Annotated in this window: 18 protein-coding genes; 15 read left to right on the top strand and 3 right to left on the bottom strand. The window is 67.8% G+C overall.

Features of this window, described 5'->3' with window-relative positions; genetic code table 11:
• Nucleotides 1–4 precede the first annotated feature (4 nt).
• The 3 genes from CRO39_RS05870 to CRO39_RS05880 all read left to right on the top strand — a co-directional run bounded on the left by CRO39_RS05870 (nucleotide 5) and on the right by CRO39_RS05880 (nucleotide 2,493).
• The gene (locus CRO39_RS05870) at nucleotides 5–607 is read left to right on the top strand and encodes a response regulator (protein ID WP_097121305.1); all 603 of its coding nucleotides are present in this window, start codon (nucleotides 5–7) and stop codon (nucleotides 605–607) included.
• A 69-nt stretch (nucleotides 608–676) separates the two neighbouring features.
• Entirely contained in the window at nucleotides 677–1,501 is an 825-nt protein-coding gene (locus CRO39_RS21070; RefSeq protein WP_202926238.1) for a DUF2306 domain-containing protein, read from the top strand.
• A complete protein-coding gene (locus CRO39_RS05880; RefSeq protein ID WP_425479661.1) occupies nucleotides 1,501–2,493 on the top strand; it encodes an alpha/beta fold hydrolase in 993 nt (330 codons plus the stop codon). The genes CRO39_RS21070 and CRO39_RS05880 overlap by 1 nt, the downstream gene beginning before the upstream one ends.
• Before the next feature lie 79 nt (nucleotides 2,494–2,572).
• Here CRO39_RS05880 and CRO39_RS05885 read toward each other — a convergent pair whose 3' ends face one another.
• Nucleotides 2,573–3,496: a dienelactone hydrolase family protein gene (locus CRO39_RS05885; protein WP_097120948.1), complete on the bottom strand. Its 924-nt coding sequence runs from the start codon at nucleotides 3,494–3,496 to the stop codon at nucleotides 2,573–2,575.
• A 663-nt stretch (nucleotides 3,497–4,159) separates the two neighbouring features.
• A complete protein-coding gene (locus tag CRO39_RS05890; RefSeq protein WP_097120949.1) occupies nucleotides 4,160–5,248 on the bottom strand; it encodes a GGDEF domain-containing protein in 1,089 nt (362 codons plus the stop codon).
• A 349-nt stretch (nucleotides 5,249–5,597) separates the two neighbouring features.
• On the opposite strand from CRO39_RS05890, the gene CRO39_RS05895 reads away from it, so the two are divergent.
• Nucleotides 5,598–9,947 (top strand): DEAD/DEAH box helicase, encoded by a 4,350-nt coding sequence (locus tag CRO39_RS05895; protein WP_097120950.1) that lies wholly within the window; start codon nucleotides 5,598–5,600, stop codon nucleotides 9,945–9,947.
• Nucleotides 9,948–9,963: 16 nt separating this feature from the next.
• Here CRO39_RS05895 and CRO39_RS05900 read toward each other — a convergent pair whose 3' ends face one another.
• The gene (locus tag CRO39_RS05900) at nucleotides 9,964–10,689 is read right to left on the bottom strand and encodes an AraC family transcriptional regulator (protein ID WP_097120951.1); all 726 of its coding nucleotides are present in this window, start codon (nucleotides 10,687–10,689) and stop codon (nucleotides 9,964–9,966) included.
• 316 nt (nucleotides 10,690–11,005) lie between these two features.
• Between CRO39_RS05900 and CRO39_RS05905 the strand changes: the two genes are divergently transcribed.
• The 11 genes from CRO39_RS05905 (at nucleotide 11,006) to CRO39_RS05955 (ending at nucleotide 25,281) form a co-directional block, all read left to right on the top strand.
• Nucleotides 11,006–11,962: a proline racemase family protein gene (locus tag CRO39_RS05905; RefSeq protein WP_097120952.1), complete on the top strand. Its 957-nt coding sequence runs from the start codon at nucleotides 11,006–11,008 to the stop codon at nucleotides 11,960–11,962.
• Nucleotides 11,959–13,059, top strand: a complete 1,101-nt coding sequence (locus CRO39_RS05910; RefSeq protein ID WP_097120953.1) for an NAD(P)/FAD-dependent oxidoreductase — start codon at nucleotides 11,959–11,961, stop codon at nucleotides 13,057–13,059. Before CRO39_RS05905 ends, CRO39_RS05910 begins: the two co-directional genes overlap by 4 nt.
• Entirely contained in the window at nucleotides 13,056–13,307 is a 252-nt protein-coding gene (locus tag CRO39_RS05915) for a (2Fe-2S)-binding protein (protein ID WP_097120954.1), read from the top strand. The genes CRO39_RS05910 and CRO39_RS05915 overlap by 4 nt, the downstream gene beginning before the upstream one ends.
• Nucleotides 13,300–14,622 (top strand): FAD-dependent oxidoreductase, encoded by a 1,323-nt coding sequence (locus tag CRO39_RS05920; RefSeq protein WP_425479662.1) that lies wholly within the window; start codon nucleotides 13,300–13,302, stop codon nucleotides 14,620–14,622. Before CRO39_RS05915 ends, CRO39_RS05920 begins: the two co-directional genes overlap by 8 nt.
• Nucleotides 14,619–15,524 carry a dihydrodipicolinate synthase family protein gene (locus tag CRO39_RS05925; protein WP_097120956.1) on the top strand — a complete coding sequence of 302 codons (906 nt, stop codon included), beginning with the start codon at nucleotides 14,619–14,621 and terminating at the stop codon, nucleotides 15,522–15,524. Before CRO39_RS05920 ends, CRO39_RS05925 begins: the two co-directional genes overlap by 4 nt.
• Before the next feature lies 1 nt (nucleotide 15,525).
• On the top strand, nucleotides 15,526–17,124 hold the full coding sequence (locus tag CRO39_RS05930) for an aldehyde dehydrogenase family protein (RefSeq protein ID WP_097120957.1): 1,599 nt from the start codon (nucleotides 15,526–15,528) through the stop codon (nucleotides 17,122–17,124).
• Complete coding sequence (locus CRO39_RS05935) at nucleotides 17,121–18,329, top strand: M24 family metallopeptidase (protein WP_097120958.1); 1,209 nt, start codon at nucleotides 17,121–17,123, stop codon at nucleotides 18,327–18,329. The genes CRO39_RS05930 and CRO39_RS05935 overlap by 4 nt, the downstream gene beginning before the upstream one ends.
• Nucleotides 18,330–18,365: 36 nt before the next feature.
• On the top strand, nucleotides 18,366–20,195 hold the full coding sequence (locus CRO39_RS05940; RefSeq protein WP_097120959.1) for a DUF885 domain-containing protein: 1,830 nt from the start codon (nucleotides 18,366–18,368) through the stop codon (nucleotides 20,193–20,195).
• Between the two features lie 35 nt (nucleotides 20,196–20,230).
• Nucleotides 20,231–21,964 (top strand): DUF885 domain-containing protein, encoded by a 1,734-nt coding sequence (locus CRO39_RS05945; RefSeq protein WP_238394502.1) that lies wholly within the window; start codon nucleotides 20,231–20,233, stop codon nucleotides 21,962–21,964.
• Between the two features lie 76 nt (nucleotides 21,965–22,040).
• Nucleotides 22,041–23,612 carry an APC family permease gene (locus CRO39_RS05950; RefSeq protein WP_097120961.1) on the top strand — a complete coding sequence of 524 codons (1,572 nt, stop codon included), beginning with the start codon at nucleotides 22,041–22,043 and terminating at the stop codon, nucleotides 23,610–23,612.
• 88 nt (nucleotides 23,613–23,700) lie between these two features.
• Nucleotides 23,701–25,281, top strand: coding sequence for a DUF5597 domain-containing protein (locus tag CRO39_RS05955; RefSeq protein WP_141400733.1), 1,581 nt, complete (start codon nucleotides 23,701–23,703; stop codon nucleotides 25,279–25,281).
• The last annotated feature ends 122 nt before the right edge of the window (nucleotides 25,282–25,403 follow it).

The following is a 25,403-nucleotide window of genomic DNA, read 5'->3' on the forward strand; positions in this document are numbered from 1 at the left end:
CATCATGGTGGTCGACGATCATCCGCTGCTGCGTGAAGGCATCGCCGCGGTGATCGGCGGCCAGCCGGACATGCAACTGGTGGCGGAAGCGGCTACCGGCATCGAGGCGGTTGAGCAGTTCGCCGCTCATCACCCCGACGTCACTCTGATGGATCTGCAGATGCCGGCGATGAACGGCATCGATGCCATCGCCGCAATCCGTGAGCGTTCGCCTTCGGCACGCATCGTGGTGCTGACCACTTACCACGGCGATGTCCAGGCGCTGCGTGCGTTCAAGGCCGGTGCGTCCGGCTACCTGCTCAAGAGCATGCTGCGCAAGGAACTGGTCGACACCATCCGGCAGGTGCATGCGGGCGGAAAGCGCGTTCCTGCCGAAATCGCCAAAGAGATCGCCGAATATGCCTCCAGCGAGGCGCTGAGCGCGCGCGAGATAGAGGTGCTGAGGCAGGTGGCCGGCGGCAACGCCAACAAGCGCGTGGCTGTCCAGCTGGGCATTTCCGAAGAAACGGTCAAGGCGCATATGAAAAGCATCCTTTCCAAACTGGCCGCCAGCGACCGCACGCATGCGGTAACCATCGCGCTCAAACGCGGCATCATCGAGACTTGAACGCGGTCCAATCCGACATTGCGCTTCGCATAGGGCCGATCTTGCCCGGTTGATCGTCGCTCCGGTTGCATGGTGACCATGGAATTGCCGGGGAGTCATAAACAAACTCCGTTTGACCGGCAGGGGCTCATCCCTGGTCATGGAGCCGGGCTATCTACATCGCTCAACCCCGAGCAAATCTGGGCGAAACAGGTTTCGTTGAGCACGATTGTGCAATCCGCTTTTCACGAAGAGCGGCAGGCTCCTGAACAGTCGGCGCTGTACCCGTCGCTCGATACCGGCGGACTTCAATCCCTTCCGCGCGCTCGCAGCGGCCTGGTGCCGGTGGAGCCGTTACACCGACGAATTCCTTCACTCCTTGCGGAAAGCACCATGCTCGGCCTGACCACAGTGGGTATCATCCATACCGCCATCAGCCTGATCGCCGTTGCCGCGGCGCTGGCTGCGCTGTTCCGCGACAGGGAGATTTCGCCACGCAACGGGTTGGGCAAGACCTACGTGGCCACTACCGTGCTGACCTGCCTGACTGGGTTCTTTATTTTCCAGCATGGCGGCTTCGGCGCGCCGCACGCGCTGGGCGTCGTCACGCTGCTGGTGCTGGGCATCGCCTGGGTCGCAGGCTACAGCAGGGCGTTCGGCCGGCTAGGTCGGTATGTCGAAACGATTTCGTACTCGCTGACGCTGTTCTTTCACATGATTCCGGCGTTCACGGAAACCTCCACGCGGTTGCCGGTTGGCGCGCCGTGGGCCACCGGTCCGGACGATCCGAACTTGCAGAAAGCCATTGGCATCGCTTTCGTGGTCTTCCTGGCAGGCGCCATTGCGCAGGTGGTTCGGCTGCGGTGCTTGCAGCGCGGCCTGGCCGATTCGCGCGCCGTCTCGGAGATGGCGTGATGAAGACGTCGAAGGTCCCATCCGAGATGGACGCAACACGCCGCAATCTGATGATCGGCGCCGCTTCGCTGGCAGCATCCGCTGCGATTCCGCTGCACGCTCTGGCCGCTGCTACCCGCGTGCCCGCAAACAATCCTTCCCCAATCCGAACGCAGGAGAACACGACCGTGGCCACCTTCACCACCAAAGACGGCACCCAGCTCTACTACAAGGACTGGGGCACCGGTCCCATCGTCACTTTCAGCCATGGCTGGCCGTTGAGCGCCGATGCGTGGGAAGCGCAGATGTTTTTTCTGGCCTCCAACGGCTACCGCTGCATCGCCCACGACAGACGAGGCCACGGACGCTCCAGCCAGCCGTGGGATGGCAACGACATGGACACCTATGCCGACGACATGGCGGAACTATTCGCCCATCTCGGCGTGAAAGACGCCACGCTGATCGGCCACTCCACCGGTGGCGGTGAAGTCGCCCGCTATATCGGTCGCCATGGCACTCAGCGGGTAAAGAAAGCCGTGCTGATGGGTGCGGTGCCGCCGATCATGCTCAAGACCGAAGCCAATCCCGGCGGCCTGCCCATGGAAGTCTTCGATGGATTCCGCGCTGCCTATCTGGCGGATCGATCGCAGTTCTTCCTGGATGTCGCCAGCGGCCCCTTCTTCGGGTTCAACCGCCCTGGTGCCAAGGTGTCGCAGGGACTGATCCAGTCATGGTGGATGCAGGGCATGCTGTCGGGGCACAAGAATGCCTACGACTGCATCAAGGCGTTTTCCGAAACGGATTTCACCGAGGACCTGAAGAAGTTCGACGTGCCGACGTTGATCATCCATGGCGACGACGATCAGATCGTCCCGATTGGAGCATCGGCGATGCTGTCGGCGAAGCTCGTCAAGAACGCCACGCTGAAGATCTACCCGGGCGGAACGCATAGTTTGGGCGACACCAGCAAGGAACAACTGAATGCCGAGCTGTTGGCGTTCTTGAAATCCTAGGGGCTGCACGTTCCGTCGTTGCGACGGGAGCATGCATTCCCTGACCGGTCTGACCGGCAAGTCGCGACCGTCCAGGCGGCTAAGCGGGCGAACCCAGATCCGCATTGCCACGCAGCGTACGGTTGAACAACTCCAGCGTGCGGCGCCAGGCCTCGCGTGCGGCGTCTTCGTCGTAGCGCGGCGTGGTGTCGTTGTTGAAGCCGTGCTGGGTGCCGGCGGGCTGGAACAGCGCGTAGCGCACGCCGGCTTGCTTCAGTGCGGCTTCGTACTCCGGCCAGGCCGCGTTGATGCGTTCGTCGTGTTCGGCCAGCACCACCAGCAGTTCGGCCTTGATGTTGGGCACGTCCTCCAGCGGCGCGGCGTTGCCGTAGAACGGCGCGGCCGCCTGCAGATCCGGCAGGCGGGTGGCGAGGAAGTTGGCCATGCCGCCGCCGTAGCAGAAGCCGACCACGCCGAGCCGGCCGTTGCCGCCGGCGATTCCGCGCAGCATCTGCGCTGCGGCAAGGAAGTCCTCGCGCGTCCTGGCTTGGTCGAGATTGCCGAACAGCGCGCGCGCCGCGTCCTCATCGCCCGGGTAGCCGCCCAGCGGGAACAGCGCATCGGGCGCGAAGGCGATGAAGCCTTCCAGCGCCAACCGGCGCGTGATGTCTTCGATGTGCGGATTGAGGCCGCGGTTTTCGTGCACCACCAGCACCACCGGCAGCGGTCCGTCGGCCTTCGCCGGCTTGACCAGATAGCCGCGGGAGTTGCCGTAGCCGGCAGGCGACGGGAATTCCAGGTACTCGGCCGCAAGCCGGGCATCGTCGGGTTTGACCTGCTGGGCGGCGGCGAACTGCGGATTCAGCGCGGCCAGCAGGCCGGCAGCGCCGGCGGCGCCCACCGCAAAGCGCGCTGCGCCGAGCAGGAAACCGCGGCGGTCGATCTGGCCGTGCACGTACTGGTCGAACAGGCGCAGCACTTCCGGGTCGAAGTCGCTGGCCTTTTGGCGGGGTGGCTGGGGCATGGGAATCTCCGGTAGCCGGGGTGCGCCGGATTACACCACAACCGTACCGCCGTGGTTGTCCAGAACCGGGCGGTTGGGTTTCCGGGCCGCAGCAGCATTGCCGCCGGAGTCGTGGCTCCCATGCGGTGGATTGGGGAAAGCGTCATGAAGCATGGCGGCTTGTCTGTCGGGCTAAGGCCTGAGGTATTCCCACCAATTCTTCTTCGCCGAGGCGCGCGGCAGTGCCGCGCAAACCGCCTTGGCTCACTCCTGGCCAGATCTTCGCCCCCAGCCCGCCGGCCAGCGACTTTTGGGGCAGATGACGGAGCGCGACTTCGGAACGCCTTTCTTCGAGCGCCAGCCAAGTGCCCAGAAGTCGGTAGCCAGGGCAATGCGGGACCGTCCGCGGCATGGATGCCGCGGAAGAGCACACAGGGGTGAGGCAAGCGCTTGCGAAGCACCGCTTCGCGCGTAGCCGAACGCCCGCCATCTGCGATGGCGGGCCGGCCCCGCAGAGCGGGTGTTTACGGCGTGTCCTGCACTGCCCTGGCCACCGAGTTCCAGGTAGGCGTTTCCCGCACTTGAACGAGGAACCCTCTTCGGCGTCTTTCAACAGCTCACTGGCTGGTCAAGGGGGACGACTGGCTTCGGAAAAATGTGGGGCTACCTCAGGCCAGGCCTGCCCTACGGGATCCTGCGTTCGTTGGCTTCTGCGCTTGTGCCCGCCTGCGCCGGATGCCGACGGTGCCGCAGGTGCGCGGCGGCCGCTGCGGATGATGGCGGGTAGTGTTCGCCGGGGATGCGGCATACCACCCGGTTGCGGCCCTCGCGCTTGGCCTGGTACATGGCTTCGTCGGCGCGCGCCAGCAGATCGGCCGCCGATTCGCCGGGTATGAACAGCGTGGCTCCGATGGAAATCGTCACCGGCTGGTCGCCGCAATGGATTTCCTGCTCCACTGCGGCACGCAAGGTCTCGGCGACCGCCGCGAGCGAACCGCTGTCCACGCCGGGGACCAGCAAACCGAACTCTTCGCCCCCCAGGCGGAAAAACCGGTCGCCGATGCGCGTGGAGCCGCGCACCAGGTCGGCAATTCGCACCAGCACCAGGTCTCCGGCTTCATGTCCGTAACGGTCGTTGACCAGCTTGAAGCGGTCCAGATCGAACACCAGCAACCCCAGCGGCGAGCGGGTGCGGATGCTGCCGGCCATGGCGATGGTCAGCTCGGCACCCATCCCGCGCCGGTTGTAGGCGCCCGTCAGCGGGTCGTGGGCGGCGACGGCCTCCAGTTGCAGCCGCTGCATTTCCGTTCGCGAGGCGAACACATAGGCGAACAGGCTGACCACGAACGCGGTGGCGATGAAGACGACCTGATGCGCGGGATTTGCCAGCAACGGATCGCAGGTGGCCACGCCGAGCACCGCCAGTGCCGACACGGCCACCGCATAGCTGCTGCGGACCAGCAGAAAGTTGGCCAGCAGCACCGGATAGGTCCAGAGCACCCCGGCGACTCCGATCAGGTGGGCAACGGCGACGCAGCCGACGGTGTAGATGATGGCAAGAAACAGCGTGGTCCCGCCGGTCCGGCCGGTGCGCCAGGCATAGCCGACACCCACGCTGATGCTGAGCACGATGGCAAGATCGATGGCGCCGACCAGCGGGGCGCCGCTGGCAAAGCGGTAGATGGCGAAAGGGGTTACCCCAAGTATCGTGATGATGCCGAACAGCATCACCACCGCAAGCTTGAAGTCCGCGCGCAGCCGTTGCACCAGCATGGCCCTCCCTTCCCGTCAGCCCACTGCCCTCATGGTATCCATTTCGGCCGATCCGACAGAACTGAAGGGTCAAACCCTGAACGCCGTCGCATCGGTCGGGAGTTCCGTTCCGGTGGCTGTCAGCATGGTGAAGCGATTCGCGCAGCTGATGTTCACATTCGGTAAATTGGCTTGCCGCGTATTACCCTCATCTCTGTCCGGCGCCACGCGACGCCGATAGCCAGGACCGCCAGCCGAGCCCCGGCCCGCTTCCCACTCACTCCTCACTCCTCACTCCTCACTCCTCACTCCTCACTCCTCACTCCTCGTTCCTCGTTCCTCATTCCTTGTTCCTAGAGCATCGCTCTTCATGCCGCTGACCGCTTTCCATCCCGCCGTCGCCGACTGGTTCCGGCGCACGTTTCCCGGCCCCACGCCGGCGCAGGCCGCGGCGTGGCCTGCGATACGCGCCGGACGCAATACGCTGGTGGCCGCGCCCACCGGTTCGGGCAAGACGCTGACCGCATTCCTGGCGGCGCTGGACGAGCTGGTGCGGCAGGGGTTGCAGCAGCCCGGCGGTCTGCCCGACGAAACCAGCGTGGTCTATGTGTCGCCGCTGAAGGCGTTGTCCAACGACATCCACCTGAACCTGGAAGCGCCGCTGGCCGGCATCCGCGCCGAACTGGCGCGCCTGGGTTTGCCGGATGTGGAAATCCGCACCGCCGTGCGCACCGGCGACACGCTGCCGAAGGAGCGCCAGCAGAACCTGCGCAAGCCGCCGCACATCCTGGTCACCACGCCGGAGTCGCTGTACGTGCTGCTGGGCTCGGTTTCCGGCCGGACCATGCTGTCGCCGGTGCGCACGGTCATCGTCGATGAGATCCATGCGGCGGCCGACAGCAAGCGCGGCAGCCACCTGGCGCTGTCGCTGGAGCGCCTGCAAGCGCTGTGCGGACGGCCGCTGACGCGGATAGGCCTGTCGGCCACGCAAAAGCCCATCGACGAGGTGGCGCGGTTCCTGGTTGGCGCCGGCGCGGTGGCTGATGGCAGGCCCGATTGCGAAATCGTCGACATCGGCTACGGCAAGCGGCGCGATCTGGCGCTGGAACTGCCGCCAACGCCGCTGGGCGCGGTGATGTCCAACGACCAGTGGGAACAGGTCTATGTCCGTGTCGCGGAACTGGTGCGCGGGCACCGCACCACGCTGGTGTTCGTCAACACCCGGCGCATGGCCGAGCGCGCCGCGCGCCACCTGGGCGAGTTGCTGGGCAAGGATGCGGTGGCCGCGCACCATGGCAGCCTGGCGCGCGAGGCGCGTCTGGACGCCGAACAGCGATTGAAGCGCGGCGATCTGAAGGTGCTGGTGGCGACCGCGTCGCTGGAGCTTGGCCTGGACATCGGCGATGTGGACCTGGTCTGCCAGTTGGGCTCGCCGCGTTCCATCGCCACCTTCCTGCAGCGTGCGGGCCGCTCCGGGCACGCGGTGGGCGGCATTCCGAAAGCGCGGTTGTTTCCGCAGTCGCGCGATGAACTGATCGAATGCGCCGCGCTGCTGGACTGCGTGCGCCGCGGCGAACTGGACGCGCTGCGGATTCCGCTCGCGCCGCTGGACGTGCTGGCGCAACAGATCGTCGCCGAAACCGCCAGCCGCGAGTGGGACGAAGACGAGCTGTTCGCGCTGGTACGCCGCGCCTGGCCGTATGCGCAGCTGTCGCGCGAGGACTACGCCGCGGTGGTGAAGATGCTGGCCGAAGGCTTCACCACCCGCCGCGGCCCGCGCGCGGGCTATGTGCATCGCGACGCGGTCCACCACCGCCTGCGCGAGCGCAAGGGTGCGCGGATGACGGCGCTGATGTCCGGCGGCACCATTCCCGAGACCGGCGACTACACCGTAGTGCTGGAGCCGGACGCGCACAAGATCGGCACGGTCAACGAGGATTTCGCGGTGGAAAGCCTGGCCGGCGACGTCTTCCAGCTGGGCAACGCCAGCTACCGCATCCTGCGGGTGGAACCGGGGCGGGTGCGGGTGGAGGACGCCAGGGGCGCACCGCCGAACATCCCGTTCTGGCTGGGCGAGGCGCCCGGTCGCAGCGACGAACTCTCGCACGGCGTGTCGCGCCTGCGTGCCGGCATCGAACAGCAACTGTCCGCGCACGGAACCGATGCCGCGGTCCGGTGGCTGACCGCCGAAGTGGGCCTGGACGAAGAAGCCGCGCGCCAGATCGCCGATTACCTGGCCAAGGCCGTCGCCGCGCTGGGCGCCTTGCCCACCCAGCAGCGCATCGTGATGGAGCGCTTTTTCGATGAATCCGGCGGCACCCAGCTGGTGATCCATTCGCCCTACGGCAGCCGTCTCAACCGCGCCTGGGGCCTGGCGCTGCGCAAGCGCTTCTGCCGCAAGTTCAATTTCGAACTGCAGGCCGCGGCGACCGAAGACGCCATCGTGCTGTCGCTTTCCACCAGCCACAGCTTTCCGCTGATCGAAGTCTTCCGCTACCTGCATTCGGCCTCCGCGCAGGATGTGCTGGTGCAGGCGCTGCTGGACGCGCCGCTGTTCGGCGTGCGCTGGCGCTGGAACGCCACCACTGCGCTGGCGCTGCCGCGCTTTGTCGGCGGCAAGAAGGTGCCGCCGCAGTTGCAGCGGATGAAGTCCGAAGATCTGTTGGCCACGGTATTTCCCGACCAGGTGGCCTGCGCCGAAAACCTGGTCGGCGAACGCGAGGTGCCCGACCATCCGCTGGTCGGGCAGACGCTGCACGATTGCCTGCACGAGGCCATGGACGCCGACGGCTGGCTGCAGTTGCTGCGGCGCCTGGAAGCAGGCGAAGTGGAAGTGATTGCGCGCGATATTCCCGCGCCTTCGCCGCTCGCCGCCGAAGCCTTGAACGCGCGGCCGTACGCTTACCTGGACGACGCGCCGCTGGAAGAGCGCCGCACCCAGGCCGTGCAGAGCCGCCGCTACGCCGATCCGGAAAATACCGACGATCTGGGCCGGTTGGATCCTGAAGCCATCGAGGCGGTGCGCCAGGAAGCCTGGCCGCAAGCCCGCAATCCCGATGAGGTGCATGAAGCGCTGACCGGACTCGGCGTGCTCACCGATCAGGAAGCCGCGCGCCAGCCCGATTGGCCGGTTTGGCTGGGAATGCTGGCCGAAAATGGCCGTGCGGCCCGATTGCTCCTGGCTGCAGGCGACGCCGGTCTGTGGGTGGCGGCCGAACAACTCCCGCAGATGGCCGTGCTGTATCCCGGCGCCGCCTTGCAGCCGCAAATCGCCGCGCCTGCCGAGTTCGCGCGGGTCGCCTGGTCGCGCGAAGGCGCGCTGCGCGAATTGCTGCGTTCGCGGCTGACCGCGCTGGGCCCCACGCCTGTGGCCGGACTCGCCGAACCATTGCGCCTGCCGCAGGAGGAAGTGGAAGCCGCGCTGCTGGCATTGCAGAGCGAAGGCTATGTGATGCAGGGCCGCTTCAGCGCGGACGCGCCGGCCCAGGAGTGGTGCGAACGCCACCTGCTGGCGCGCATCCACCGCTATACGCTCAAGCGCCTGCGGCGCGAGATAGAACCGGTGGAGCCGCGCGATTTCGCCCGCTTCCTGTTCGACTGGCAGCGCGTGGCCGAACCGGCACGCGTCAGCGGGCCGGAGGCGCTGGCCGGCGTGCTGGCGCAACTGGAAGGCTTCGAGGCGCCGGCGGCGATCTGGGAGACCGAACTGCTGCCTGCGCGCGTCAAGGATTATTCGATCAGCTGGCTGGACGACCTGTGCACGGCCGGCCGCACCCTGTGGACGCGCCTGCGTCCCAACGCAAGCGAAGGCAGCAGCGGACGTGGCGGCGGCTCGCTGCGCTCCACCCCCATCCTGTTGCTGCCGCGCCGGACCGCGCCGCTGTGGACGCGGCTGGCACCGGATTGTGGCGAAGAAAGCGGCCTCAGTTCGCGCGCCCAGCGTGTGGCCGACTTCCTGGCGCAGCACGGCGCCTCGTTCTTCGACGAGATTGCCGATGGCGCGCATCTGCTGCGCACCGAACTGGAAGACGCGTTGTCGGAACTGGTGATCCGCGGCCGCATCCATTGCGACAGTTATGCGGGCCTGCGCGCGCTGCTGGTGCCGGCATCGAAACGCGCGCCCTCATCCTCGCGCCATCGCCGCCGCGTGGCGTTGTTCGGCATCCAGGATGCCGGCCGTTGGGCGCTGATCCGGCGCCGCGCCGACGCTTCGGCCGATGGCGCCGGCAAGTCGCCCGAAGCTGTCGAACATATCGCCCGCACGCTGCTGCGCCGCTACGGCGTGGTGTGCTGGCGGCTGCTGGAACGCGAGGCGGCGTGGCTTCCGCCGTGGCGCGATCTGGTGCGGGTCTACCAGCGCCTGGAAGCGCGCGGCGAAATCCGCGGCGGCCGCTTCATCGCCGGCATTCCCGGCGAACAGTTCGCGTTGCCCGATGCGGTCGGCCTGATGCGCCAGGTCCGGCGGCGCCCGCCCGATGGCGGCTTCGTCCGTCTGTCTGCGGCCGATCCGGCCAACCTGCTGGGCTCGCTGATCGCAGGCAGCCGGGTGTCGCGCGTGCCCGGCGCGCGCGTGCTGTACCGCGATGGCGTTGCGGTGGCCAGCTATGCCGGCGGGCAGGTGGAGTTTCTTACGGCGCTGAGCGCGGACGAGCAGCAGTTCGCGTCGCGCGCGCTGGTTTCCGACACGGCACCAGGCGCGTATGCCGCCGCGATCGCATAGCGCGGCGGCGTGGGCCCTAGTCCGGTAACGGAGTGGCGCCGCTGCGGTTCATTGCCCGGTAGTCGCGCGGCGTCATCCCCACCATGGTCTTGAACTGGCGCGCGAAGGCGCTCTGATCGGCGAAGCCGCAGGCCAGGCCGATGGACGCGATGGAGTCCTCGCCATGCAGCAGCCGCATCGCCGCCTCGATGCGCAGCTTGGTCAGCAATTGCTGCGGCGTGATCTGGAATACCCGCCGGAAATGGCGCTCCAGCTGCGACACCGATACTTCCGCCAGATCGGCCAGCGTCTGCACGCGCAGGCTTTCGCCATAGTGGGCTTGCATGTGTTCCAGCGCACGGCTGAGGCGTTCGTAGGTGGGGTGGCGGCTGTCGGGCTGGCCAAGATCGCGCGAGATGCCGACCAGCCCGCGCACCTCGCCGTTGACGCACAGCGGGCGCTTGAAGGTCAGGCACCAGCCCGGGATGCGATTCGGGAACAGATGCACTTCTAGCTGGTTCTCGATGACTTCGCCGCAAAGTACATGCCGGTCCTGCACCATGTAGCTTCCGCCCAACCGCAGCGGAAACAGTTCCAGCGCGGTGCGCCCGACCACATCGCCGCGATGCTTCAGGCCCAGGCGCGCGACCAAGGTCAGGTTGACATGGGTGTAGCGCCCCTCGCAGTCCTTGGCGAAGAACACCACATCCGGCAACGCATCGAACAAGGTCTGCAGTTCGTCGGCGGAAATCGTTACATCCATAGTCCGGTGTCTCTGTCGGTACGGCCGCCTTGCCGGCTCGGCCGACGGCCCAATGGGTAGTGATCCTCCTTGTGTCGCACATCCGTGCAAGCGTCGGGCATCGCGACGAATCGGCGATTTTCCCGATTTGTCCGATGCCGGCCGGAACGCTCCAAGCGGCTCCGCATCTGCCGTTCCAGTCATATCCTACCTCGCCCGGGTGCGCCAGCAGGTCCTGTTCCGGTTTTTCCGTACCGCCAGCGATTATGCAAATTTCCGCATTCGTGCGGACCATCCATTGCTAGACCGCGATGGTGCCCGACGGCGAGCATGCGCTATGCATACTGTAGACGTCATCGACTCGCATACCGGCGGCGAACCGACCCGGGTGATAGTGGCCGGCTTTCCGGATCTGGGCGGGGGTACGCTGGCCGAACGCCGGCAACGGTTCCACCTGCAGTTCGATCGCTGGCGCAGTGCGCTGGCCTGCGAACCGCGCGGTTCGGACACCATGGTCGGTGCGCTGCTGCTGCCGGCCGACGATCCCGATGCCTGCACCGGCGTGATCTACTTCAACAATGTCGGCTACCTGGGCATGTGCGGCCACGGCACTATCGGCGTGGTGCGCACGCTGGCCGAGCTTGGCAGTATCGGCCCGGGCCGGCATCGCATCGAGACGCCGGTGGGAACGGTGGGCGTGGAACTGCATGGCGATGGTCGGGTCTCGGTCGACAATGTGGAAAGCTACCGCCATGCCGCCGGCGTTGCCGTTGAAGTGCCCGGTTACGGCATGGTGCGCGGCGATATCGCCTGGGGCGGCAACTGGTTTTTCATCACCGACCGGACGCCGGTGCCGCTGTTGTTCGAACGCGAGCGCGAGCTGACCGCCTACACCGAAGCGATCCGGCAGGCGCTGGAAGCCGCCGGCATTGCCGGTGCCGAGGGCGGCGAGATCGACCACATCGAAATCAACGGTCCATCGCCCGCGGATGCTGCCGATGGCCGCAACTTCGTGCTGTGTCCCGGCCTGGCCTATGACCGCTCGCCCTGCGGCACCGGCACCAGCGCCAAGCTCGCCTGCCTGGCTGCCGACGGCAAGCTGGCCGAAGGGCAGGTCTGGCGGCAGGAAGGCATCCTGGGCAGCGTATTCGAAGGCGTGTATACGGCCACCGCGCGCGGCATTGCGCCACGCATCACCGGGCAGGCCTATCTCACCGCCCGCTCGCAGCTGTTGATCGAACCGGGCGATCCGTTTGCCTGGGGCATCGGTCCCGGCGACGCGGACGCGGGATGAAGACCTACGATCTGATCGTCATCGGCGCCGGCATCGTCGGCGCGGCCTGCGCCGAGGCGGCGGCCAGCGAAGGCTTGCGTGTGGCGATTGTCGAACCCGGCCCCATCGGCGGCGGCTCCACCGCTGCGGCGATGGGGCACCTGGTGGCGATGGACGACGACCCGGCCGAACTGGCGCTGTCGGCGTATTCGCTGCGATTGTGGGACAGCTATTGCGAACTGGCCGAAGCCGAGTTCAGCCGCTGCGGCACGTTGTGGGTGGCGCGGAACGACCTTGAGATGGCGCGCCTGCCCGCGAAAATCGCGCGGCTGCAGGCGGCCGGATTGCAGGCGCGCGCCGTCGATGCGCAGGAGTTGTACCTGCGCGAACCGGAACTCGTCCCAGGCTTGGCGGGCGGCATGCTGGCACCGGCCGAAGCGGTGGTATATCCGCCCCGGATGGCACGCCACCTGGTCGCGCGCGCCTGCGCCAACGGCGCGCAGCTGTTCGCCGGCCGGCGTGCGGTGGCGCTGGCCGGCGATGGCGTCGGACTGGACGACGGCAGCCGTCTCTCGGGGCCGGTGCTGGTTGCCACCGGATGCGCGCTGCCGCAACTGCTGCCGGAGTTGCCGATGCGTTCGCGCAAAGGGCAGTTGGTCATCACCGACCGCTATCCGGCGCTGGTGCGCCACCAGTTGCTGGAGTTGGGCTACGCCGACAGCGCGCATGGCGATGCCGACAGCAGCGTGGCCTTCAACGTGCAGCCGCGTCCGACCGGACAGTTGCTGATCGGTTCCTCGCGCGAGTTCGATGCGACCGACCGCGCCGTCTCGGGTCCGCTGCTGCGGCGCATGCTGGAACGCGCCTTCGCCTTCCTGCCGATGCTGCGCGATCTGCAGGCGATCCGTGTATGGACCGGCCTGCGTCCGGCCACGCCCGATGGCCGGCCCTATCTGGGCGCGGTGCCGGAGCGGGGCAATGTCTGGGTGGCCGCAGGCCATGAAGGGCTGGGCGTGACCACTGCGCTGGGCAGCGCGCGGTTGTTGATGGATCTGATGCTTGGCCGCGCCACCGCCATCGAACCGGCGCCATACGCACCGGCGCGGGTGGCGGCATGAGTATTGCCGGCAGCATCCACCTGCATGTCGACGGGCAGGCGGTCGAAGTGCCCGCCGGCAGCAATGTGGCCGCCGCCATCGCTCGGGTGGCGCCGCATTTTCGCCGCTCGTGCACGGGCCAGCCGCGCGCGCCGTTGTGCGGCATGGGCGTTTGTTTCGAGTGCCGGGTCGCCATCGACGGCGTCGATCTGCTGCGCGCGTGCGTCACGCCGGCGCGCGATGGCATGCAGGTGCATACCGATGCCTGAGCCGCGCGCGCACTACGACGTGCTGGTCATCGGCGCCGGTCCGGCGGGTCTTGCCGCGGCGCATGCGGCGGCCAGCCATGGCGCGCGGGTGGGCCTGATCGATGCGCAGGCGCAGCCCGGCGGCCAGGTCTGGCGCGGCGACATCGCATTGCCGTCGCCACGCGCAGCGCGCAGGTTGATCGAATCGCTGCCCGATGGGATCGAATGGCTGGCGCAGACCCAGGTGCTGATGGCGCAGGAGCGCAGCCTGCGGGTCGACGGCCCGCAGGGCGCGCGCTGGCTTGACTGGGAGGCGCTGGTATTGGCCACCGGCGCGCGCGAGCTGTTGCTGCCGTTCCCCGGCTGGACGCTGCCCGGCGTGACCGGGGCCGGCGGTGCGCAGGCATTGGCCAAGCAGGGCTGGCCGGTGGCCGGAAAACGCGTGCTGGTGGCGGGCAGCGGGCCGTTGCTGTTGGCGGCGGCGGCGAGCTTGCGCGCGCATGGCGCACAGGTGCTGGGCATTGCGGAACAGGCGCCACGGCGCAAGGTGTTCGCTTTCGCCGCGCGCCTGCCGCGCTGGCCGGGCAAGGCAGCGCAGGCGCTGGCGCTGCGCGCGCGCCTGCTGGGCGTTCCTTACCGCACTGGGACGCTGGTGCGTGCCGCGCTGGGCGAAGACCGGTTGACCGCGGTGGAAGTGGAAGGTCCGCGCGGGGTCGAGCGGATCGAATGCGATCAGCTGGCGGTGGGCTACGGCCTGGTGCCGAATGTGGAGCTGGCGCAATTGCTGGGCTGCCGCCTGGAGCGCAGTGGTACGCACGCGCAGGTGGCGGTGGACGATGCGCTGCGCACCAGCGTCGAACGCATCTACGCCGTCGGCGAGACCTGCGGCATCGGCGGGTGCGATACCGCCCTGATCGAAGGCCGGATGGCCGGTCATCACGCCGCCGGCGCCAGCGCCGCCGCGGTCGCGCTGCGACCGCAGCGGCGGCATGCGCGCGCCTTCGCCGGCCAGCTGCAGCGCAGTTTTGCGCTGGCGCCGCGCGTGCGCGCGCTGGCCACGCCGGAAACGCTGGTCTGCCGCTGCGAGGACGTCCCGCTGTCGGCGCTGCACGGTTTTACCAACCCGCGCGACGCCAAGCTGGCCACGCGCTGCGGCATGGGCGCCTGCCAGGGCCGCATCTGCGGCTCGGCGCTGGCCGAGCTGGGCCTGTTTTCCCCCGGCGACTTCCCCCTTGGCGACAACCACGACGACGGCCGCCGGCCGCCGCTGTTTCCCCTGCGGCTGGCAACGCTGGCCGAATCCTTTTCAACCGACTCGCAAGGTGTACTTCCATGAGCAATGCCTCCTTCTGGCGCGGCGTCCTGCCCGCCATCACCACTCCGTTCGCCGCCGATGGCCAGATCGACCACGCCTTCCTGGCCGAGCATGCGCGCACGCTGATCGATGCCGGCTGCACCGCGATCGTGCCGCTGGGTTCGCTGGGCGAGGCGGCCACGCTCAGCTTCGAGGACAAGATCGCGATCCTGAAGACGCTGGTGAAGGCGCTGGACGGCCGTGCGCCGGTGGTACCGGGCATCGCCGCGCTGTCCACCGACGAGGCCGTACGGTTGGCCAAGGCGGCCAAGGAGATCGGCTGCGGCGGATTGATGGTGCTGCCGCCGTATGTGTATTCCACCGACTGGCGCGAGATGGGCGCGCATGTGCGCGCGGTGATCGCCGCCACACATCTGCCGGTGATCCTGTACAACAATCCGGTCGCTTACAAGACCGATTTCAGCCCCGCGCAGATCGCCGAGCTGGCCAGCGAATTCGCCAACCTGCAGGCGGTCAAGGAATCCTCGGCCGACGTGCGCCGCTTTGCCGCCATCCAGGAACTTGTCGGCGGTCGGCTGGAACTGCTGGTCGGCATGGACGATGCCATCGTCGAAGGCCTGGCCATGGGTGCGGTGGGCTGGATTGCCGGTTTGGTCAACGCCTATCCGAAGGAGTCGGTGAAGCTGTTCGAACTGGCGCGCGACGGCGGTTATCCGGCGGCCAAGGAACTCTACGACTGGTTCCTGCCGCTGCTGCGGCTGGACACCGTGCCCAAGTTCGTGCAGCTGATCAAGCTGGTGCAGGAAAAGGTCGGTCTGGGCAGCGAACGCGTGCGCGCGCCGCGGCTGGTGCTGGAAGGCGACGAACGCGAAGCGGCCTTGAAGGTCATCGATCGCGCCATCGCCGCATACCCGGGGCGTTGAGATGAGCCTGGCCGCCGAACCGCTGCTGATCGCCGGCCAATGGCTGCCGGCGCGGGAATCGCTTGGCGTCTTCCGCGCACGCGACCCTGGCACCGGCGATGAGATCGGCCCGTCGTTCCCGGTCTGCGGCCCGGCCGACGTCGAAACCGCGTTGTCCGCCGCCGTGGCGGTGGCCGACGAACTGGCTGCCGCTGCGCCGGAGAAGATAGCCACCTTCCTCGACGTCTATGCCGACGCCATCGATGCCGACGCCGATACGCTGGTGGCGCTGGCGCATGCGGAAACCGCGCTGCCGGCACCGACCCGCCTGCGCGGCAACGAACTGCCGCGCACCAGCGGCCAGTTGCGGCAGGCCGCCAGGGCGGTGCGCGGCTACGGCTGGACCCAGCCGGTGATCGACACCAGCGCCGGCCTGCGAGCGCACCTGGCGCCGCTGTCCAAGCCGGTGTTGATTTTTGGACCCAACAATTTTCCGTTCGCGTTCAACGCCATCGCCGGCAGCGATTTCGCCTCGGCCATCGCTGCGCGAAACCCGGTGATCGCCAAGGCGCATCCCTCGCATCCGGCCACCAGCCAGCGGCTGGCGCAACTGGCGCATGCCGCACTGGTCAAGACCGGCCTGCCGGCCGCGGCGGTGCAGATGCTCTACCACTTCGACAATGCGCTGGGTCTGGCGCTGGCCGGCGACGCGCGGCTGGGCGCCATTGGTTTCACCGGCAGCCGCAGCGGCGGCTTGGCATTGAAGGCCGCGGCGGATCGGGCCGGCGTGCTGTGCTATGCGGAACTGTCCAGCGTCAATCCGGTGTTCCTGCTGCCGGGCGCGCTGGTTGAACGCGGCCAGGCGCTGGCGCAGGAATTCTTTGCCTCCTGCACGCTGGGCAGCGGCCAGTTCTGCACCAATCCGGGCATCGCGATCGTGCCCGCGGGTACGGTGGGCGATGCCTTTGTCTCAGCCGCCAGCGCGCACTTCGCGGCGGCCGCGCCCAGCGTGGTGTTCTCGCAGGGCGTGCTCGATCATCTGCGGCAGGGGCTGTCGGTACTGCGCGATGCCGGCGCGCAGGTGCTAGCCAGCGGCAATGCGGTCGAAGGTCCCGGCTACCGCCACGCGCCGACGCTGCTGTGCGTGGATGCCGCCGCTTTCCTGGCCAACCCGCGCGCATTGCAGACCGAAGTCTTCGGTCCGGTCAGCCTGCTGGTGCGCGCATCCGGCGCCGACGAAATGGCCAGGCTGGCGCGCGGGTTCGAAGGCAACTTGACCGGCACGCTCTACCGCGCCGCCGATGGCAGCGACGATGCGGCGTGGACGGTCATCGCCGCCGCGCTGCGCCCGCGCGTGGGCCGCCTGATCGCCAGCAAGATGCCGACCGGCGTGACGGTCAGCCCGGCGATGAACCATGGCGGTCCCTTCCCCAGCACCGGCCATCCCGGTTTCACTTCGGTCGGCATGCCGGCGGCGATCCGCCGCTTCGCCGCCCTGCACAGCTATGACGGCGTGCCCGATGCGCTGTTGCCGCCGGAGCTGCGCGACCGCAATCCCGGCGGCGTGCCGCGCCTGATCGATGGCGGTTGGACCACCGCCGACGTCGGAGCGGCATCATGAGCGCTGCTTCGCAGATCGGCGGACTCGACCTGGAGCAGGCGATGGCGCAACTGGCGCCATTGCCGCATCGGGCATTGCCGATCCAGCCGGACGAGTACCAGCAGCGCCTGGAGCACGCGCGCCGCCTGCTGCGCGCGCAAGGCGCAGACGCGCTGCTGATAGGCGCGGGCACGTCGCTGCGTTATTTCACCGGCGTGCCCTGGGGCGCCAGCGAGCGCCTGGTCGCGATGCTGCTGACCCGGTCCGGCGACCCGGTGCTGGTCTGCCCGGCGTTCGAGGAAGGTTCGCTGGATGCGGTGCTGAAAATCCCGGCCGAGAAGCGGCTGTGGGAAGAACACGAAGATCCTTATGCATTGGTCGCGCAGACCATGCGCGAACGCGGCGCGCGCACGCTGGCGCTGGATCCGGGTGCCGCCTTCGCCATCGCCACCGGCCTGGCCGGCCATCTGGGCGCCGCCGGGGTGATCGATGCCACCGCCATCGTCGACGGCTGCCGCATGCGCAAGTCGCCGGCCGAACTGGCGCTGATGCAGCAGGCCTGCGACATGACCCTGCAGGTGCACCGGCTGGCGGCTGGCCTGGCGCGCGAAGGCATCGGCACCGATGAGCTGGTGCGCTTCATCGACACCGCGCATCGCGCGTTGGGCGCCGACAACGGCTCCACGTTCTGCATCGTCCAGTACGGCCACGCCACGGCGTTCCCGCACGGCATCCCCGGCGTGCAGCATCTGCGCGAAGGCGAACTGGTGCTGATCGACACCGGTTGCAGCGTGCAGGGCTACCAGTCCGACATCACCCGCACGTGGATCTTCGGCCGTGCCGACGCCGACCAGCAGCGCATCTGGGATCTGGAACAGGCCGCGCAGCAGGCCGCCTTTGCCGCGGTGCGCCCCGGCGTCGCCTGCGAAGCGGTGGACCGCGCCGCGCGCGATGTGCTGGAACGCGCCGGCCTGGGCCCGGATTACCGGTTGCCGGGTTTGCCGCACCGCACCGGCCATGGCTGCGGCATGAGCGTGCACGAAGCGCCGTACCTGGTGCGCGGCAACGCCACCGCGCTGGAACCGGGCATGTGCTGCAGCAACGAGCCGATGATCGTCGTTCCGGACCGCTTTGGCGTGCGCCTGGAGGATCACTTCCACGTCACCGAGGAGGGCGCGGCCTGGTTCACCCCGCCATCGCCCGCCATCGACCAGCCGTTCGCATGAGTTTGCCGCGACCGACATGATTCCGGAGAACGCGCCATGAAGCCGATTCCCTTCCTCATCGCCGGCCTGATCGCGATCGGCCTGCTGGGCGCCTGCCAGCAACCGCAAACCGCGCCGGCCGGACAGACGGCAGGCGCGCAGGCCCGCAGCCAGGCGCTGGGCAATCTGCTGGCCGAACAGTGGGAGTACCAGCTCCGGCGCAGTCCCGAGTTCGCCAGCATCATCGGCGACACCCGCTACAACGACCGCTGGACCGACTATTCGCTGCAGGCGGTGGAAGCCGAGCGGCGGGCGACGCAGGGCTTTCTGGAGCGCTTCGACGCCATCGACTCCGCAGGCCTGGGCGAGCAGGAGCGGCTCAGCCTCGAGATGATGCTGCGGCAGTTGCGCGACCGTCTTGAAGCCATCGAACTGAAGAACCACGAGATGCCGCTGGAGCCGGTCGGCGGCGTGCATCTGGCGCTGCCCGGCCACGCGGCGTCGTTTCCGTTCGCCACGCTGAAGGACTACCAGGACTACCTGGCGCGTCTGAACGCGGTGCCCGCGCTGATCGACCAGTTGATCGAGACCTCGCGCCAGGGCGCGAAAGACGGCCTGGTGCAGCCGCGCTACCTGTTGCGGAAGATTCCGGACCAGGCGCGCGCGATTGCCGCGCCGGCCGGTCTGGACAATCCGTTCGCCAAACCGGCCGCTCAATTCCCCGATGCGATCCCCGAAGCAGAGCGCGCGCGCCTGCGCGCCGCCTACGCCGAGGCGGTGGACGACAAGGTGCGCCCGGCCTACCGCAAGCTGGCGGACTTCGTGGACCGGGAATACGCGCCACAGGGCCGCGACAACGAAGGTGTCTGGTCGCTGCCCGACGGCGAACGCCGCTACCGCTTCCAGGTGCGTACGCAGACCACCACCGACAAAACGCCGGAGCAGATCCACCAGACGGGCTTGCAGGAAGTGGCGCGCATCGAAGCCGAGATGACCGCCATCGCCAGGTCGCTGGGTTATTCGGATCTGGCTGCATTCCGCTCGGCAGTAGCTGCCGACCGCACCCGCTTTGCCCGCTCGCGCGAACAGATACTGGATGGCTATCGCGGCTATATCGCGGCGATGCAGCCGGAACTGCCCAAGCTGTTCGGCGCGCTGCCGCAGGTGCCGCTTGAGGTGCGCTCGATGTCCGCGTTCCGCGAGAACGGGGCGCCCGGCGCGGAGTACTGGCAGAGCACGCCGGAAGGCTCGCGTCCGGCCATCGTGATGGTCAACACCGGGGACTTCGCCCATCGCACGCTCAACAACATCGAGACCACCGCCTATCACGAAGGCGTGCCCGGCCATCACCTGCAGATCTCGCTTGCCCAGACGCTGCCGCTGCCGGCGTTCCGCCAGCAGGGCGGCTACAACGCCTACATCGAAGGCTGGGCGCTGTACTCCGAGCGTCTTGGCAAGGAGATCGGCTTCTTCCGCGATCCTTACAGCGACTACGGCCGCCTGTGCGGCGAACTGCTGCGCGCCAACCGCCTGGTGCTGGACACCGGCGTGCATGCCAAGCGCTGGACGCGGCAGCAGATGATCGATTTCTTCCACGCCCATCCCTCCGACGACGAGCCCAGCATCCAGGCCGAAACCGACCGCTACATCGTCTGGCCGGGGCAGGCGCTGGGCTACAAGCTGGGCCAACTGCACCTGCTGGACCTGCGCGAACGGGCCCGCCGCGAACTGGGCGAGCGCTTCGATATCCGCGCCTTCCATGACCAGGTCCTCGGCGGCGGCGCGATGCCGCTGGATCTGTTGAGCCGGCGTGTCGAGGCGTGGGTGGCTGCCGTCCAGGCCGGCCAGCCGCCATCCCCTTCCACGGCCGCCACGGAGCCGCGATGAAACCTTTCGCCAACCGCTGCCTGTTCGCCGTCTTCATGATCGCCGCGGCGATTGTCACCGATTCCGCATCCGCCGCGGATGCATCCGCCGGCGAGCGCTTCAAGGCGCTTTACCAACGCGAATGGGATTGGCGCCGCAGCCAGTTTGCCGGCGCCGACGACGAGGACAGCCAGGGCAAGCCGGCCGACCGCCTGCCGCGCGTCGATGCCGCCGCGCAAGCCGAGCGCGAGCGCTATTGGAGCCAGGTGCTGGAAGAGCTGGAGGCGATTCCGGTCGCCGAGCTCAGCGGCGAAGACCCGGTCAACTACGCGGTCTATCACCAGCAGATCGAAAGCCTGCTGACCGATCAGCGCCTGCGCGACTGGGAGATGCCGTTCAACAGCGATACCGCGTTCTGGACCAACCTGGGCTTCACCGCGCGCCGGCCGTTGGACGATGCCGAAAGCTATCGCCGTTACCTGGCGCAACTGGCCGACGTTCCGCGCTATTTCGACGAACAGATCGCCAATATGCGCGCGGGTTTGGCACGTGGCTTCAGCGTGCCGCGGGTGACCCTGGCCGGGCGCGATACGTCGATTGCCGAAGTGGCCGATTCGAAACTGGAAGACAACCTGTTCTACACGCCGTTCAAGCAGATGCCGGCGACGATTCCTGCGGCCGAACAGGCCCGGCTGCGTACCGCGGCGGCCCAGGCCATCGCCGGTTCGGTGCAGCCGGCCTACCGCAAACTGCTGGCGTTCTTCCGCGACGAGTACCTGCCGCAGTCGCGCACCACGCTGGCGGCCGATGCGATGCCGGACGGCGCCGCCTACTACCGCGCGCAGATCCGCAAGTTCACCACCCTGGACATGGCGCCGGATGCGATCCATTCGCTGGGTCTGGATGAGGTGGCCAAGATCCGCGCGCAGATGGAGCAGACCATCCAGCAGACCGGCTTCAAGGGCAGCTTCGCCGAGTTCCTGCATTTCCTGCGCACCGATCCGCAGTTCTATCCCAAGACGCCCGACGAGCTGCTGATGCGCGCGGCCTGGCTGGCCAAGCGCGTCGACGCCAAGATAGGCCGCTACATCGGCCTGCTGCCGCGCCAGCGCTTCGGCATCCAGCCGGTGCCGCCGGATCTGGCGCCGTTCTACACCGGCGGGCGCGGCGGCCTGGACACCTACTGGCTCAACACCTACAACCTGCCGTCGCGGCCGTTGTACACGCTGCCGGCGCTGACCCTGCACGAATCCTCGCCCGGCCATTCGCTGCAGATGTCGCTGGCCGCCGAGCACGAAGGCCTGCCGGATTTCCGCCGTTACACCTACATCTCCGCCTACGGCGAAGGCTGGGCTCTTTACAGCGAGAAGCTGGGCGTGGAAATGGGCCTGTACGACACCCCCTACGAAACCTTCGGCTACCTGACCTACCAGATGTGGCGCGCTTGCCGGCTGGTGGTGGACACCGGCATCCATCACCAGGGCTGGACGCGCGAGCAGGCGGTGGCCTTCATGCGCGACAACACCGCCTTGAGCGAGCACGAGATCGGCACCGAGGTCGACCGCTACATCGCCTGGCCCGGGCAGGCGTTGTCGTACTACATCGGCCAGATCGCAATCGAACGCGCGCGTGCCAAGGCCGAAGCCGAACTGGGCGCGAGCTTCGACCTGCGCGGCTTCCATGACGCCGTGCTGGCGCTGGGATCGGTGCCGCTGCCGGTACTGGAAGAACGCATAGACCGCTACATCGACGAGCGCCGCAAGCCGCCGGCGGCAGCGGGCGCGCACTGACCGCAACACCCATTCCTGCAGACGCGCGACACCCGGCTGCAGCGCTGTCGACCGCGATCTTTCCATCGGGGGAACCATGGCTCCACAAGGCAAGTTCCAAAAGCGTCTCAGCCTGACCGACCTGACCTTCATCGGGCTCGGTTCGATCTTCGGTTCCGGCTGGCTGTTCGCGGCCAGCCACGTCTCGGCGATCGCCGGTCCTGCCGGCATCATTTCCTGGATCGTCGGCGGCGTGGCCGTGCTGCTGCTGGGCCTGATCTACTGCGAACTGGGTGCGGCGCTGCCGCGCGCAGGCGGGGTGGTGCGCTACCCCGAGTATTCGCACGGCAACCTACTCGGCTGGATGATGGGCTTCATCACCCTGATCGCGTTCTCCAGCCTGATCGCGATCGAGGCAGAGGCGGCGCGCCAGTACGCCGCGGCCTGGTTCCCGTCGCTGAACCAGGCAGCCAGCACCCACCCCAGCCTGGGCGGCTGGCTGCTGCAGTTCGCGCTGCTGGTGGTGTTCTTTCTGCTCAACTACTTCAGCGTCAAGACCTTCGCCACCGCCAACAACATCGTCAGCGTGTTCAAGTTCCTGGTACCGGTGCTGGTGATCGTGATGCTGATGGCGCATTTCAACCCGCAGAACCTGCACGTGCAGGGATTCGCGCCGGCGGGCGCGACCGGCGTGGCGGCGGCGATCTCGGCCGGCGGCATCATCTTCGCCTACCTCGGGCTGACTCCCATCGTGTCGGTGGCCAGCGAGGTGCGCGATCCGCAGCGCAACATCCCGATCGCGCTGATCCTGTCGGTGGTGCTGTCCACGATCATCTACGTGCTGCTGCAACTGGCGTTTCTGGGCGGCATCCCGACCGAGCAGCTGGCGCAGGGCTGGGACGGCATCAGCAAGACGTTCTCGCTGCCGTACCACGACATCGCGCTGGTGTTGGGCATGGGCTGGCTGGCGGCGCTGGTGATTTGCGATGCGATGATCTCGCCCAGCGGCACCGGCAACATCTACATGAACGCGACCCCGCGCGTGATCTATGGCTGGGCGCGCAGCGGCGGCTTCCTGCCGGTGCTGACGCGAGTCGACGCCAAATCCGGCATCCCGCGCCCGGCGCTGTGGCTGAGCTTCGCGCTGTCGGTATTCTGGACCCTGCCGTTCCCGTCGTGGGAGACGCTGATCCAGGTGGTATCGGCGGCGCTGGTACTGAGCTATGCGGTGGCGCCGGTCACCGTGGCCGCGCTGCGCCGCAGCGCGCCGGAGCTGCCCAGACCGTTCCACCTGCGCGGCATGGCGGTGCTCGGCCCGCTGTCGTTCATCGTCGCCGCGCTGATCGTCTACTGGTCCACCTGGAAAACGCTGTCGTGGCTGCTCGGCCTGCAGATCGCGATGTTCGTGCTGTATGTGCTTTACAAGCTGCCCGCGGCGGCGGGGCGCGCGCGGCTGTTGCGCCAGGTGCAGTGCTCGCTGTGGCTGATCGTGTTCTTCGCGCTGGTACTGGTGGTGTCCTACCTGGGCACCTTCGGCGGCACGGGCTGGATCGCCCATCCCTGGGACACGCTGAGCGTGTCGGCGATCGCGTTCTTCATCTATCACTGGGGCGCGCGCACCGGGTTGCGTGCGGACGAACTGGCATTGGAGGAAGACGATGGCGAGTAGGCAGCGCTTGGTGAGCAGTGCAGGCGAGGGTCTCTGTAATCCAGGGCGGTCGACCGGAACCGGAGCACTCGGAAAGCCGCCGCAACCGATGTCTTTCCTGCGCGCCATTGCCTGCCTGCTTGCGGCGCTGCTGCCGGCGCTTGCCGTTGCCGCCGAGATGCCGCGCTTCGTCAGCCGCGACGGCCGCCATGCGCTGTTCGTCGATGGCGCGCCCTACAGCATCATGGCCGCGCAGTTGCACAACTCCAGCGCCTGGCCGCAGGTGTTGCCGCAGGCGCTGGAGGACGTGGACGCGCTGCACGCCAATACGCTGGAGGCGCCGGTGTACTGGGAGCAGTTCGAGCCCGAGCCCGGCCGTTACGACTACGCCAACATCGACGCGCTGATCGCGCAGTCGCGTGCGCGCGGCCTGCGCCTGGCGCTGCTGTGGTTCGGCAGCTGGAAGAACGGGCAGATGCACTACGTGCCCGAATGGATCAAGCGCGACCGCGTCACCTATCCGCGCATGCTGGATGCCAACGGCGTGCCGGTGGACGTGCTGTCGCCGCATGCGCAGGCCAACGTGGACGCGGACAAGCGCGCCTTCGCCGCACTGATGCGCCACCTGCGCAAGGTCGACGAAGGCACCCACACCGTCATCCTGGTACAGGTGCAGAACGAGCCCGGCGCCATCGGCACCGTGCGCGACCACGGCGAAGCCGGCGAGCGCGCGTTCCGCGGTGCCGTGCCAGAAGCGGTGGTCCGCGCGCTGAACAAACCGGCCGGTACCTGGACCGATGTTTTCGGCGCCGATGCCGCCGAGGCCTTCAGTGCCTACAGCAACGCCGTCTATATCGAACAGGTGGCAGCGGCGGGCAGGGCCGAGAATCCGTTGCCGCTCTATGTGAATACCTGGCTGCGCTACAAGGGCAAGAAATATCCGGGGCTGGACTATCCCAGCGGCGGCGCGACCTGGAACGTGTTCGATCTGTGGCGGGCGGTCACCCCATCCATCGATTTCATCGGCACCGACATCTACACCAACGACTACAACGAATACACCAAGGTCGTGGATCAGTATGCGCGGCCGGACAACCCGGCCTGGGTGTCGGAAACCGGCTTCGAGGCCGCCACCGCGCCGTACCACTTCTATGTGCTGGGCAAGGGCGGATTGGGCTTTTCGGTATTCGGCATCGACGGCAACGAGGACACGCCGGAGAACCGTGCGGCGATCGACGCGCACGCCGCCGGCTTCGGATTGCTGGCGCCGATGCAGCGCGTGCTGGCCAGCGCCGCGTTCGAAGGACGCCTGCAGGCGGCGGTGGAAAAGCCGGGCGCGCCGCAGCAGGTCCTGCGCTTCGGCCAGTGGCAGGCGCGGGTGTCGTTTGGTGCGCCGATGTGGGGCGACGCGCCGGCGATCCTGCCGGGCACGGCCGACCACGCCGGCCGCGTGCTGGTGGTGCAGCTGGAACCGGACGTGTTCCTGGTCACCGGCTTCCAGGGGCGGGTGGAATTCGTGCGCGACGCGGACGATGGCAAGTACGGACAGTTGCTGAAGGTGGAGCAGGGCCATTACGTGGACGGCAAGTGGCGTACCGTGCGCTGGTTGAACGGCGATGAGACCGACTACGGCCTCAACTTCCGCAGCCGCGACCCCTATGTACTGAAGGTCACCGTGGGCATCCATTGAGCATGGCGGCGCCCGCTTGGCCACTCCGGACAAGCGCTGTTCTGTGCGAAATTCCGCATGCAGGTATGCGGCCACCGACAAGACACCACCGGATGCGTGCCGCAGCATGGCCGCACTGGCAA

The sequence above is a fragment of the Pseudoxanthomonas wuyuanensis genome, from assembly GCF_900215535.1.
In the GTDB taxonomy this organism is placed as follows: domain Bacteria; phylum Pseudomonadota; class Gammaproteobacteria; order Xanthomonadales; family Xanthomonadaceae; genus Pseudoxanthomonas_A; species Pseudoxanthomonas_A wuyuanensis.